We start from the raw sequence: 12341 nt of genomic DNA on the forward strand, positions 1-12341 counted from the left end.
GTTCAGGCCTTTTGTGTTTCGCTTAACCAGTATTGCGCATTCCGATTGCGATACCAGCAATGGCGACCATCATGGCTCGCTCTAGTGTCGCAACCGTTGGGGAAGGCTGCTCGCCATCAGCAGTTTCAACTTGTGCGCGGATCCGTTCCAGCAATTCAATTTGCAAGTAATGCAACGGTTGTAAATACCCAGCGCGGATATTCATTGATTCCTTGCCTTGTGGATCGGTTTCCATCACGCTGTTTTGCTTGGTTAGCTTTAATAACAAGGCAATACTATCAGAGAGCTCTTGGCGTAAGGTTTCGCCGAAATGTTTTAATTCCGCAGGTACCAAGCGGTCATCATAGGCGGCGCTAATCTGCGGATCTGCTTTATGAAAAACCATGTCGAGCATTGACAGTCGCGAAGCAAAAAATGGCCAATCAGCGATCATTTCCTCAATCGTCGCTTTTGCATCTGAATTGTAGCTTGCTTCAATCGCAGGCATAACACCAAGCCAAGACGGCAAAACCAACCGAGTCTGCGCCCAGGCAAAAATCCATGGGATTGCCCGCAAGCTTTCTATACCGCCGGTGGGCTTGCGTTTCGCTGGACGACTGCCCAGAGGTAATTTACCGAGTTCTTGTTCAGGTGTAGCAACGCGAAAATAGGGCACAAAATCTGGATGCTCACGCACAATACCGCGATAATTATCCCGCGCCTTATCAGCCATGGTTTGGATAGTCTCACGCCACGTTTGTTTGGGCTCTGGGGGTGGGAACAAGATGGCTTCAATAATTGCGCTGGCATAAATCCCGAGACTGCGTTTGGCAAGTTCAGGCATCCCAAACTTATAGCGAATGGTTTCACCCTGTTCGGTGACACGGAAACCACCGTCAAGCGAACCAGGAGGTTGAGAATGAATGGCCGCATGCGCAGGCAGCCCACCACGGCCAATTGTTCCACCCCGACCATGGAATAACGTTAATTGAACTTGTGCATCTTGTGCGAGCTTAACTAAGGCTTCTTGTGCCTGATATTGGGCCCAACCGGCGGCGAGAGCGCCTGCATCTTTGGCGGAGTCTGAATAGCCAATCATGACATATTGACGGCCTTGAATATAACCACGATACCAATCAATCGAGAGCAGGTTATTCATCACTTTAGGTGACTGATTTAAGTCATCTAACGTTTCAAATAACGGAGCTACCGGCATTGGCCAATCCACGCCCATTTCTTGTAGCAACAACTGCACTGCTAACACATCCGACGGTTCGCTTGCCATTGAGATAATATAGATCCCAAAGCCTTGTTCCGAGTGTGCAGCAATGGTCGCTGCGGTGTTTAAGACCTCTTGTACCTCTTCACTGGGTTGCCATTGGCGCGGGAATAAAGGTCGTTTTGAACTCAATTCACGCAATAGAAAGGCTTGTTTATCGCTTTCTGACCATTGGTTATAGTCGCCCAAGCCAAGGTAGCGAGTGACTTCGCTGAAAACATCCGCATGGCGTTGTGAATCTTGGCGCACATCTAACTTCAACAGATGGATCCCGAAACAGTGAGCGCGGCGAATAGTATCAGTGAGCAAACCATCGGCAACAATCTGCATGCCGCAATCAACAAGACTTTGATAACACAACATTAACGGTTTTATCAGGTCGTCTTGTGATGCGATCCATTGGTTTGGTTCGCTGGCTTTCCCGTTCACATGGCGGTCAATATCATCGCGGGTAAACTGAAGCTGTGTTACCAAGGGGCGTAACAATGCTCGGTAGGGCTCTAAAGCGTCGCCAACGACTTCGCGCAAGTTATCGTTACACTCACTCATGGACAGTTCGACCTGCAACTTATCCAAATCAATGGCAAATAACTTGGCGGCACGCTTGCGCGCGAGTAATAAGACTTGCTCTGTCACTTTAGAGGTAACAAATGGATTTCCATCACGGTCGCCCCCCATCCAGCTACTGAATTGAACCGGCTTGGCATCGAGGGGAAGCCCAAGGTTGTAGTTACTCTTTAAACGGGTTTCAAAGTCACGCAAAAATTCTGGTACCGCATCCCATAGTGAATTTTCGATAACAGAAAATCCCCAACGTGCTTCATCAACCGGCGTTGGGCGTACGGTGCGGATCTCTTCTGTATGCCAGGCTTGGGCAATCAAATCTGCAATACGTTGGTTAAGTTTGTCACGGTGGTATTCGTCAGTCGTACTCTGGTGTAATCGAGCTAAACATGTCGCCAATTCGCTGTGTTTATGGATTAGAGTACGGCGCGTAACTTCAGTGGGGTGGGCGGTCAATACTAAGTCGATATTTAAGTCCGCGACGGCGCTAGCGATGCTCTCGTTGCTAAGTTCGGCGCGGTCGAGGTGAGCAAATAATTGATCGATGGGGAAATCAATTTGTTGTGCGGAATTATATTCTTGCTCCGCAATGTTGGCTAAGTTCAGGAATTGCGCAAATGCACGGCCGATGACAAGCAGCTCAGATTCATCTAACTCACTGAATAATGCCTGCAATTTTTCACGGTTTTCTTGATCCCCTTTATTGGCTGAACGTCCTGCTTTACGGATCAATTCGATCCGCTCGAGCCACTCCTCACCCAACTGATGTCTAATCGTTGCGCCAAGGGTTGCGCCAAGTTGGCGAACCGTATCTCGAAGTTGTGCATCTATGTCAGCCATTTCCTTCTCCTTAAATTTTGCGAATGATTACGATACTGCAAGTTATGGATAACTGTCTAATGTGTTTGGCTATAAGATAGACACTTGTCTATTCCCCACAATTTGTTTCAGACTGTGTTATCATCGCCGCCTTTTACCACTTTGGGGATAAATGTGAGCGATAAATTTACCACAATCGAAGGTCAAGGTAGCTACGGCATTGGCTATCAAATGGGTCAGCAATTAGCGTCAAATCCGTTCGAAGGAATGGACGTTGATGCAGTCGTCGAAGGCGTGCGTGATGCATTCACTGGCGCTGCGCCACAGGTTTCTGATGCAGACCTGCGTACAGCATTCAATACAATCCACGAGCGTATGCAAGCGGCTAAAGCCGAACAGCACAAAGCCGTGATTGAAGAAGGCGTTGCGTTTTTAGCTGAGAATGCAAAGCGCGCTGAAGTTGAAGTTACGGCTTCTGGGTTGCAGTACGAAGTGATCACTGCCGGCGATGGCGCTACACCTGATGCCGACTCTACCGTACGTACGCATTATCACGGCACACTGATTGACGGTTCTGTATTTGATAGTAGTTACGATCGTGGTCAACCAGCAGAATTCCCAGTAAACGGCGTAATAAAAGGTTGGACTGAAGCATTGCAAATGATGCAAGTCGGTGCCAAATGGCGTTTATACGTACCGCACAATCTTGCCTATGGTGAGCAAGGCGCGGGTGGTGCAATTGCTCCATACAGCACCTTGGTATTTGACGTAGAACTTTTAGATATCCTTTAAGTCACACCAAGACTCTGCATAAGGCCCCGCATTTCGCGGGGTTTTTTATTTGTGTTGCGTGTACCCATTCGCAACGCTTACCCTATAGTCAATTTGGCCAATAATAATAACAGGAGCTATGAGTGAATTCGCTCAGTAACTCGATAGACCGGATCTTACGATGGCTTGGGCATGCTGCAAGTTATGGGATCTTGCTAATGACGCTAGTGACCTTTTTAGTCGTGGTATTGCGCTATGGCTTTTCAACAGGGTGGATCGCTTTACAAGAATCGGTGATGTACTTGCATGCACTCGTATTCATGTTGGGAGCTGCATATACACTTCGCGATGACGGCCACGTGCGGGTTGATATTTTTTACCGCAACTTTAGTGCAACTCAGCAAGCCTGGGTCAACATTATTGGTACGCTATTACTGTTGTTTCCAGTTTGTATTTTTATTTTTGCCATGAGCTGGGATTATGTGGTTAATTCTTGGCAGCTGATGGAGTCATCTAAAGAAGCGGGTGGGTTACCGCTGGTATTTATCTTGAAGAGTTTAATCCCGGTATTTTGCCTAACCTTGTTACTGCAAGGGTGTGCCGACGTGTTGCGCTACCTTGGGGTAATCAAACAAGCCGCTGGAGCGCACTAATGGAATATATGGCGTTAGTATTGTTTGCATGCGTGTGTTTGGTGTTACTACTCGGATTTCCTGTTGCATTAACCTTGGCCGGCACATCATTGCTTTTTGCTGGGCTGGGCATCCTGCTGGGAGGTTTTGATGCCAGTTATTTGCATGCTTTGCCGAGCCGGTTATATGGGATCTTAACTAACACGACATTAATTGCGGTACCTCTTTTCGTATTCATGGGGGTATTACTGGAGAAATCCAAGATTGCTGAAGAGCTATTGCAAACCATGGCACAATTGCTCAGTGGTCGCTTACCAGCAGGGATGGCACTTTCAGTGATTTTTGTCGGCATGTTGTTGGCGGCCAGTACCGGAATTGTCGGCGCAACAGTAGTCACAATGGGATTACTTTCACTGCCCAGTTTATTGAAAAAAGGGTATACCCCAGAACTCAGCAGCGGACTGATTTGTGCAACCGGAACGTTGGGGCAAATCATTCCTCCGTCGATTGCTCTGGTGCTGCTAGGCGACGTGCTTTCAAGCGCCTACCAACAGGCCCAGTTGGACATGGGGATCTTTTCGCCAGACTCAGTCTCTGTGGGAGATCTTTTCGTTGGTGCAATTATCCCAGGCTTATTGTTAGTTGGATTGTATGTAGTTTATGTGGTCTTTACTACGTGGCGTCAGCGTATGCCAGTCAATCAAACGGAGCAGGCTGAACCCGTTCCGTTCAAGCGTATTCTGTCAGCGCTTTTGCCACCATTATTACTGATTATCGTTGTGCTGGGGGCAATCATTAGCGGCTATGCTACGCCCACTGAGGCGGCAGGCGTTGGGGCGATGGGAGCGCTGGTGTTGTCGATACTGAAGCGCACATTATCACGCCAGCAGTTATCAGAAGTTCTAATCGACACCAGTAAGATCACCTCTATGGTGTTTCTAATCCTGATCGGCGCATCCGTTTTCTCTTTAGTTTTTAGAGGTTTTGGTGGAGAAGAACTGATCGAAGCATTCTTCAGCAGTTTACCAGGTGGTCAATTCGGCGCGATGCTGGTGGTGATGTTAGTGGTTTTCTTGCTTGGCTTTATCCTCGATTTTATTGAAATCACCTTTGTCGTAGTGCCTATTGTCGCGCCAGTTTTGCTAATGATGGGGATTGATCCAGTGTGGTTAGGGATCATGTTAGCGGTGAATTTACAGACTTCGTTCTTGACGCCTCCGTTTGGTTTTGCCCTCTTTTACTTGCGTGGAGTTGCACCAAAAACGATCCAAACCACGCAGATTTATCGTGGTGTGATACCCTTTATTGCTATTCAGATCGTCGTGTTGATATTGCTATCATTATGGCCGGAACTGGCGACTTATTTGCCAGATACAATTTATTAATTTAACCGTTCCATCGTTAAGGTTATAACAATGAAAATAAAAAATACGCTCACTGGCCTTATTTCGCTAACCCTAGTTACGCTGCTTATGGGGTGTAGCCAACCTTCACCGTCTACTTCAACTGCTCAGGGTTCTGTCGAACCGATGCAGGAATATCGTTGGAAGATGGTAACTGCATGGCCGAAAAACTTTCCGGGATTGGGGCGAGGCCCAGAGACGTTTGCGCGCTATGTTGAGGAAATGTCTGGCGGCCGCTTAAAGGTACGTGTGTATGGCGCGGGTGAATTGGTGCCTGGTTTCGAGGTTTTTGATGCAGTGGCGCAAGGTACCGCGCAAATGGGGCATGCTGGTGCGTACTATTGGAAAGGGAAAATACCCGCAGCGCCGATTTTTTCAGCAATTCCGTTTGGGATGAATGTGACGGAAATGAATGCATGGTTGCATTATGGCGGTGGCTTGGAGCTGTGGCGCGAGATTTATAAACCCTTTGGCGTAATTCCTTTTGCGGGCGGTAATACCGGTGTGCAAATGGCTGGCTGGTTTAAAAAGGAAATTAAAACATTGGATGACTTCGCAGGGTTAAACATGCGTATCCCAGGGTTGGGCGGTGAAGTTTTTGCCAAAATAGGTGGCGTGCCCGTGACGTTAACTGGCGGCGAGATTTTTACCTCATTACAAACCGGTGCAATTGACGCAACTGAGTGGGTTGGGCCATACAATGATCTTGCTTTTGGTCTACATAACGCAGCAACCTATTATTATCACTCGGGATGGCATGAACCTGGTACGGCCTTGGAGTTTATTGTCAACGAAGAGGCATTTAATGCTTTACCTAAAGACTTGCAGGCGATTGTTGAAATCGCCACGCGAGCAGTGAATCAAGATATGCTCGACGAATACACTGCTCGCAACAACAACGCGATGCAACAGTTAATCCAGGAACACAAAGTGGACGTTCGCCCGTTGCCAGATGATGTGATGCAAGCTTTACGTCAAGCGACGGCAGAGGTACTAGCTGAAAAATCAGCTGAAGACGCGGATTTTGCTAGAATTTATGCGTCTTATCAGGCGTTTTATCAGGGTGTAAAAGCCTATCACAAGCTGTCTGAGCAGGCGTATTACGAGAATCGCGACAAATAATGTTACCGGCTCCAGTTTCACACTGGAGCCTGAGGTATCGAGCTGCTCCGAGTTGTTAATCGTGTGTAGCTGATTACAATAGCCGCCATTCATAGGAATAGGACATAACATGGTTATACAACCAAAAGTGCGTGGTTTTATCTGTACCAACGCTCACCCCGAGGGCTGTCAGGCCTCGGTTGATAAACAAATCGATTATATTCAAGCGCATGCTGCAGAGTTTGCGGCGAATGCTCGAAAGCCAAAGAATGTTTTAGTAATTGGCTGTTCAACTGGGTATGGTTTGGCTTCGCGGATCACTGCGGCGTATGGTTATCAAGCTAACACTTTAGGTGTTTGTTTCGAAAAACCGCCAACTGAGCGTAAAACCGGTACTGCAGGTTGGTATAACACTGCGGCTTTTCACGCTCGAGCAAGTGCACAAGGAAAGTACGCTAAAACCTTAAATGGCGACGCCTTTTCAAACGAATTAAAAGACGAAGTTATCGCGGCTATCAAAGCGGACCTCGGCACCATAGACTTAGTAGTATACAGTCTCGCCTCACCGCGCAGAGCTGATCCAGTATCAGGAAACGTATATAAATCAACGTTAAAGCCGGTGGGTCAGGCATACTCAACCAAGACCTATGACACCGATAAGGATTTAATCCACACAGTCGATTTAGAGCCTGCCAGTGACGAAGAAATCCACGATACGGTCAAAGTCATGGGCGGCGAAGACTGGGAGTTATGGTTGAATGCGTTAGCGGATGCTGGGTGTTTGGCTGAAGGTTGTGAGACTACTGCATACACCTATATTGGCAAAGAGCTTACTTGGCCGATCTATGGGCAAGCGACTATCGGTAAAGCGAAAGAGGACTTGGATCGCGCTGCAAACGCGATTCGTGAGCGTCACGCCGGTCTGAATGTTGATGCGCACGTTTCCTCGTTGAAGGCGTTAGTGACTCAAGCCAGTTCTGCGATACCAGTAATGCCGCTGTATATTTCGTTGATCTATAAAGTGATGAAAGAAGAAGGCACTCACGAGGGCTGTATCGAGCAAATCGCCGGTTTATTCTCGCAACGACTTTATGCTGATGATGCACCTACCGATGAAGCCCGGCGTTACCGCATGGATGGCAAAGAAACCAATGATGCCACCCAAGCAAAAGTGAAAGCGTTGTGGGATCAAGTCACGCAAGATAACTTCCATGAACTGGCTGATTATGCAGGATATCACCGCGACTTTTTGCAGCTCTTTGGTTTTGCCTTTGACGGCGTTGATTATGACGCCGATGTGGACCCGCTAAGAAGCTGGTAAGGTAAATGATGAAAAAACGCCCCATTTTGGGGCGTTTTGCTATGCTTATAAGCGTTTACATAGAATGAGTCTGAAACACGCATTTTTTCGTATCGACCTCTGTGTAGTTCGAGAAAGCGATTTAAAACATTAAATTTCTGATGTTTATGTGATTTTGATTAGCACAACAATGCCGGATAGTGTTAAAATCACAGAGTTTATTGACGTGGAAAATGTCGGGAAGACTTTACCGCTCAAAGCGAACGTAAAAACATCATAAATTTCTATTATTCACAAGATTATATTTGCGCAAGATACGGACACCTTGACGGTTTGTGAGGATGAGCATTTCGTGATGTGGGGTTTTGGTTTTACCAAAGCAGAATTGGGTGAATGTCTGGTCATCCATCAGCCAAGACTCATTTTACTAGGCTATTTGCCTGCCAATGGCAATCATTGCCAAGTGGGTTAGTAAAATCAGGTTTTGTAATTAAAGTAGTGCTATAGCGTATGATAAAAATCAAGAAAGGTTTGGATCTTCCTATTGAGGGAGCGCCGCAGCAGCAAATCAGTGACGGCCCAGCTGTTACTAAGGTCGCTGTGTTGGGCGAAGAGTACGTTGGTATGCGTCCAACCATGCATGTGCAGGTCGGCGATACAGTGAAGAAAGGTCAGGTCTTGTTTGAAGACAAGAAAAATCCTGGCGTGAAGTTCACTGCTCCCGCGGCCGGTCAAGTGGTTGAGGTTAATCGTGGTGCCAAACGTGTGTTGCAGTCCGTGGTAATTCAGATTGAAGGTGACGAGCAAATTAGCTTTGAACCGGTAGCCGCTGACCAACTGTCAGGCATGTCGCGAGAGAAAGTGGTTGAGCAGTTGAATGAAGCAGGGATGTGGGTAGCATTCCGCACGCGCCCGTTCAGCCGTTCACCAGCACTTGACGCAATACCACATTCCATTTTCGTGTCAGTGATGGATACCAATCCATTAGCCGCTGATCCGTTATTGGTAATTAACGAGCGCATCGAAGATTTCAATAACGGTTTAGCCGTACTGAGCACGTTGACTGAAGGTAAGGTGTTTGTCAGTAAAGCGGATGGCGCCTCGATTGATGCCAAAGGACCGCGCGTTGAAATCAACGAATTTGCTGGCCCTCATCCTGCAGGCCTAGTGGGTACTCACATTCACTTTTTAGACCCCGTCGGTCTTAACAAACGTGTATGGCATATCGGTTACCAAGATGTGATTGCGATGGGCGCATTGTTTACCAGCGGTAAGCTTGACAATAACCGCGTGGTTGCCTTGGCGGGTCCTGCTGCAACCAATCCTCGTCTCATCCGCACTGTACTTGGTGCTTCAATCACTGAACTGACCGCTAATGAGCGCAAAGAAGGTGAGGTTCGTGCGGTATCGGGTTCAGTCCTTATGGGCACTAGTGCGATGGGCGTGCATGGGTATCTTGGTCGCTTCCATGTACAAATCTCATTGTTGCTGGAAGGCCGTGAGAAAAAACTGTTTGGCTGGATAACACCGGGCAGCGATAAACACTCAATTACACGCGCCTATCTTGGGCATTTGAGTGGCAGCAAGAAATTCAATATGACAACTACCACCAATGGTTCAGACCGTTCCATGGTGCCGATCGGGAATTATGAGCGCATTATGCCGCTGGATATCATCCCGACTCTGCTTTTACGCGACATCATTTCCGGTGACACTGATAGCGCACAAACACTCGGCTGTTTAGAGCTGGATGAAGAAGATTTGGCTTTGTGCACCTATGTTTGCCCAGGCAAATATAACTACGGTCCAATCTTGCGCGATTGTCTAACTACTATCGAGAAAGAGGGCTAAGTCATGGGATTAAAGACATTTCTTGAAGACATAGAGCCGCATTTCGAAGCGGGTGGTAAATACGAAAAATGGTATGCGCTGTATGAAGCTGCAGCAACCATTTTCTACACGCCAGGTAAGGTCAACAAGGCCGGTACCCACGTGCGTGACAGTATCGACTTGAAACGCATTATGATCATGGTTTGGATGGCGACATTCCCTGCCATGTTCTACGGCATGTACAATGTAGGTGCTCAAGCACACGAAGCTATGATGCAGTACGGTACTGCATTGCCAGATTTCTGGCAGGCAGGTTTGTTTGCAGCGTTAGGTGGTCAATTAGGCCTCGATAGCACGGGTTGGGGCAGCATGATGCTATACGGCGCATGTTTCTTTATCCCGATTTATGCAGTCACTTTTGTCGTAGGTGGATTTTGGGAAGTTTTGTTTGCTTCTATCCGCAAACACGAAGTGAATGAAGGGTTCTTTGTAACCTCTGTCTTATTCGCACTAACACTACCTGCAACTATTCCGCTCTGGCAAGTTGCCTTGGGTATTACCTTCGGTGTGGTTATCGCGAAAGAAATTTTCGGTGGCACCGGGCGTAACTTCCTTAACCCTGCTTTGTCAGGTCGTGCATTTTTATATTTTGCCTACCCTGCACAAATCTCTGGCGATCAAGTGTGGATTGCAACTGACCCAGCGACTGCTGCTGATGGCTATTCAGGTGCGACTTGGTTGAGTAAAGCGGCATCAGGTGAAATGGGTGACGTGACTAACGGCTTTACCGACATGACACTATGGTGGGACGCGTTCTTCGGGAATATTCCGGGTTCAGTAGGTGAAGTTTCCACGCTGGCAATCATGCTTGGCGGTTTGTTTATTATCTACATGCGTATAGCGAGCTGGCGTATTGTTGCTGGTGTTGCCTTAGGCGTAGCCTTCTTCGGCTCGTTACTAAACTTCGTTGGCAGCGATACTAATCCAATGTTTGCGATGCCTTTCTACTGGCACTTCGTGATTGGCGGCTTGGCGTTCGGTATGTTCTTTATGGCGACTGACCCAGTGTCAGCCTCATTTACCAATCAAGGCAAGTGGGCCTACGGTATTTTCATCGGCTTTATGACCGTGCTGATCCGTGTGCTAAACCCAGCATTCCCAGAGGGGATCATGTTGGCCATTCTATTTGCTAACCTTTGGGCGCCGTTATTCGATTATTTCGTGGCGCAAAGCAACATAAAACGGAGGCTTGCTCGTGTCGGCTAAAAAAGAAACTTTAGGAAAAACCGTTGGTATCGTAGTTGCCGTCTGTTTGGTTTGCTCTATCGTTGTAGCAGGCTCTGCGGTTGGCCTACGTGCCACTCAAGAGCGTAATGCAGCGCTTGATAAAAAGAGCAATATTTTGACTGCCGCAGGACTTTACGAGGCCGGCATGACAGGTGCTCAAATTACTGATGTCTATGACCAGTTCGTACAAGAACGTCACATCAGTCTAGAGACAGGTCAATATGTCGAGACCGAAGAAGGTTATGACATGTACAAAGCGGCAAAAGACCCTGCGCGCAGCAGTAAGGTTGAGAACAGCAACGTAGGCTTTCAACGCCGTGCTGATGTTGCCAGTGTTTACGTGGTTAAAGATTCTAACGGTGCTGTTACTCGCGTCGTCTTACCCGTCCACGGCAGTGGCCTATGGGATTTGATGTATGGCTTTTTAGCGGTTGATGCCGACGGTAATACCATTAAAGAATTGGTCTATTACCAGCACAAAGAAACCCCTGGATTGGGTGGCGAAATCCAAAACCCAGCTTGGGCGGCTAAGTGGCAAGGTAAGCAACTTTATGATGATGGCAAGGTTGCCATTCAGGTCAAGAAGCAAGCCGGTAACGACAATCCGTACGCGGTTGATGCCATCTCTGGTGCTACACTAACCAGTAATGGCGTGCAGAACACATTGACTTATTGGGCGGGTGAGAATGGCTACGGCCCTTACCTTAAAAAGCAATCCTGGCGTTCATAAGAGGCAAGAACAATGGCAGATACAAAAGAAATGAAAAAAGCCCTGTTCGGGCCGATTCTTGACAGTAACCCCATTGCCTTACACGTACTTGGTATTTGTTCGGCATTGGCGATTACGACCAAGCTAGAAACTGCACTGGTAATGTCACTTGCATTGACATCAGTAGTGGCATTCTCAAACTTATTTATATCCATCATTCGGAATCACATTCCAAGCAGCGTGCGGATCATTATTCAGATGACCATTATCGCGTCTCTGGTAATCGTGGTTGACCAGGTGCTTAAAGCCTACAGCTACGAAATTTCCAAACAGTTATCGGTGTTTGTTGGTTTGATTATAACTAACTGTATCGTGATGGGACGTGCTGAAGCATATGCAATGAAGAGTCCTCCCATGATGAGCTTACTTGATGGTATTGGTAACGGTCTTGGCTATTCGTTTATCTTAATTGTCATCGGCACCATTAAGGAACTGGCTGGCTTCGGTACTATTCTTGGTTTTGAAATCCTTCCGCTCGTACAAAATGGCGGTTGGTATCAAGGTAACGGTTTGCTTATTTTACCATTTAGCTCGTTCTTCCTAATTGGCGGTATGATCTGGTTTATTCGTACCATTCGACCAGAGCAAGTAGAGGCTAAGGACTAAT

At 47.4% G+C, this 12341-nt stretch carries 10 protein-coding genes; 9 read left to right on the plus strand and 1 reads right to left on the minus strand.

Features of this window, described 5'->3' with window-relative positions; translation table 11 throughout:
- Positions 1 to 22: 22 nt before the first annotated feature.
- Positions 23 to 2662 carry a phosphoenolpyruvate carboxylase gene (ppc, locus tag CSH92_RS13425; RefSeq protein ID WP_100658145.1) on the minus strand — a complete coding sequence of 880 codons (2640 nt, stop codon included), beginning with the start codon at positions 2660 to 2662 and terminating at the stop codon, positions 23 to 25.
- Between the two features lie 153 nt (positions 2663 to 2815).
- On the opposite strand from ppc, the gene CSH92_RS13430 reads away from it, so the two are divergent.
- From CSH92_RS13430 to CSH92_RS13470, 9 genes are all read left to right on the plus strand, one after another.
- On the plus strand, positions 2816 to 3433 hold the full coding sequence (locus tag CSH92_RS13430) for a BamJ family beta-barrel-assembly machinery protein (protein ID WP_100658146.1): 618 nt from the start codon (positions 2816 to 2818) through the stop codon (positions 3431 to 3433).
- 122 nt (positions 3434 to 3555) lie between these two features.
- The gene (locus tag CSH92_RS13435; RefSeq protein WP_240612815.1) at positions 3556 to 4065 is read left to right on the plus strand and encodes a TRAP transporter small permease subunit; all 510 of its coding nucleotides are present in this window, start codon (positions 3556 to 3558) and stop codon (positions 4063 to 4065) included.
- A complete protein-coding gene (locus CSH92_RS13440; RefSeq protein ID WP_100658148.1) occupies positions 4065 to 5429 on the plus strand; it encodes a TRAP transporter large permease in 1365 nt (454 codons plus the stop codon). The genes CSH92_RS13435 and CSH92_RS13440 overlap by 1 nt, the downstream gene beginning before the upstream one ends.
- A 30-nt stretch (positions 5430 to 5459) precedes the next feature.
- Entirely contained in the window at positions 5460 to 6569 is a 1110-nt protein-coding gene (locus CSH92_RS13445) for a TRAP transporter substrate-binding protein (protein ID WP_100658149.1), read from the plus strand.
- 109 nt (positions 6570 to 6678) lie between these two features.
- The gene (fabV, locus tag CSH92_RS13450; protein WP_100658150.1) at positions 6679 to 7869 is read left to right on the plus strand and encodes an enoyl-ACP reductase FabV; all 1191 of its coding nucleotides are present in this window, start codon (positions 6679 to 6681) and stop codon (positions 7867 to 7869) included.
- Positions 7870 to 8358: 489 nt separating this feature from the next.
- Positions 8359 to 9699, plus strand: coding sequence for a Na(+)-translocating NADH-quinone reductase subunit A (locus CSH92_RS13455; RefSeq protein WP_100658151.1), 1341 nt, complete (start codon positions 8359 to 8361; stop codon positions 9697 to 9699).
- A 3-nt stretch (positions 9700 to 9702) separates the two neighbouring features.
- Positions 9703 to 10944 carry an NADH:ubiquinone reductase (Na(+)-transporting) subunit B gene (locus CSH92_RS13460; protein WP_100658152.1) on the plus strand — a complete coding sequence of 414 codons (1242 nt, stop codon included), beginning with the start codon at positions 9703 to 9705 and terminating at the stop codon, positions 10942 to 10944.
- Positions 10934 to 11695, plus strand: a complete 762-nt coding sequence (locus CSH92_RS13465) for a Na(+)-translocating NADH-quinone reductase subunit C (protein WP_100658153.1) — start codon at positions 10934 to 10936, stop codon at positions 11693 to 11695. Before CSH92_RS13460 ends, CSH92_RS13465 begins: the two co-directional genes overlap by 11 nt.
- A gap of 12 nt (positions 11696 to 11707) precedes the next feature.
- A complete protein-coding gene (locus CSH92_RS13470; RefSeq protein WP_100658154.1) occupies positions 11708 to 12340 on the plus strand; it encodes an NADH:ubiquinone reductase (Na(+)-transporting) subunit D in 633 nt (210 codons plus the stop codon).
- The last annotated feature ends 1 nt before the right edge of the window (position 12341 follow it).

The sequence above is a fragment of the Neoalteromonas flava genome (assembly GCF_002807685.1).
GTDB classification, from domain to species: Bacteria; Pseudomonadota; Gammaproteobacteria; order Enterobacterales; family Alteromonadaceae; genus Alteromonas_E; species Alteromonas_E flava.

Excerpts from the sequence above, each read along its gene's own strand:
- ppc (WP_100658145.1), bottom strand. The coding sequence starts at position 2,662 with ATGGCTGACATAGATGCACAACTTCGAGATACGGTTCGCCAACTTGGC.
- CSH92_RS13440 (WP_100658148.1), top strand. The coding sequence starts at position 4,065 with ATGGAATATATGGCGTTAGTATTGTTTGCATGCGTGTGTTTGGTGTTA.
- CSH92_RS13445 (WP_100658149.1), top strand. The coding sequence starts at position 5,460 with ATGAAAATAAAAAATACGCTCACTGGCCTTATTTCGCTAACCCTAGTT.
- fabV (WP_100658150.1), top strand. The coding sequence starts at position 6,679 with ATGGTTATACAACCAAAAGTGCGTGGTTTTATCTGTACCAACGCTCAC.
- CSH92_RS13455 (WP_100658151.1), top strand. The coding sequence starts at position 8,359 with ATGATAAAAATCAAGAAAGGTTTGGATCTTCCTATTGAGGGAGCGCCG.
- CSH92_RS13460 (WP_100658152.1), top strand. The coding sequence starts at position 9,703 with ATGGGATTAAAGACATTTCTTGAAGACATAGAGCCGCATTTCGAAGCG.
- CSH92_RS13470 (WP_100658154.1), top strand. The coding sequence starts at position 11,708 with ATGGCAGATACAAAAGAAATGAAAAAAGCCCTGTTCGGGCCGATTCTT.